Raw genomic sequence first — 641 nt, forward strand, 5'->3', positions numbered from 1 at the left:
CTGGAGTTCGACTCGACGGGGCGCTTCTTTGACATGCTGCATTCGACCTTTGCCAGCATCGAAGAGGGCGAGAACCTGGCCGCCCGCGCCCTGGGCCGGCCCGGCCTCAGTTTCGAATGGGACGCGGTGCGCGCCGTCATCACCCGCTACGACGGCGCCCAGCAGGGCGAGCTGGCCGCCCTCATGCAGGCCTATATGGGCCGGGTGCTGTCGCCCCATAAGCAGGATTTCACCGCGCTGATCGGTCAAGCGGGGGAGCAGGTGAGCGGCATCTACGAGGCCGACTACCGCGACTTCAACCGCGAGACCTATGCGAGAGGGCGCGAGACCTTTGACGAGACCTATGCCGCCTTCAAGAAGCTCTTGATCGGCGTCTGGCGGCGCGAGGTGTTGCATCAAGAGGCCGAACAGCGCGCGGCGGGCTAAGGCCCTAACAAGAGATTTGGGGTAGAGTGAGCACCCCAACCGGAAAGAGGCACGAGGATCATGGCAAAACGCAAACGGCTCTCCCCGGCGCAAAGTGATTACCTGTCAGCGGCGCCTGCCGGCAAACCCGCGCTTGGCACCCCGTCCAGCGTCGGCGCCGCGCCGATTGCCCAGGTGGCCTCGGACGCCTCTGCCCAGGCGGCGCTGCAGGAACT

General features: G+C 65.8%; 1 pseudogene. It reads left to right on the forward strand.

Annotated features, from left to right (window positions below):
- A pseudogene (locus tag RA25_RS22035) lies at positions 1 to 426 on the forward strand (AAA family ATPase); the annotation flags it as partial.
- Positions 427 to 641: the final 215 nt, after the last annotated feature.

The organism is Leisingera sp. ANG-S5 (assembly GCF_000813925.1).
Lineage (GTDB): Bacteria > Pseudomonadota > Alphaproteobacteria > Rhodobacterales > Rhodobacteraceae > Leisingera.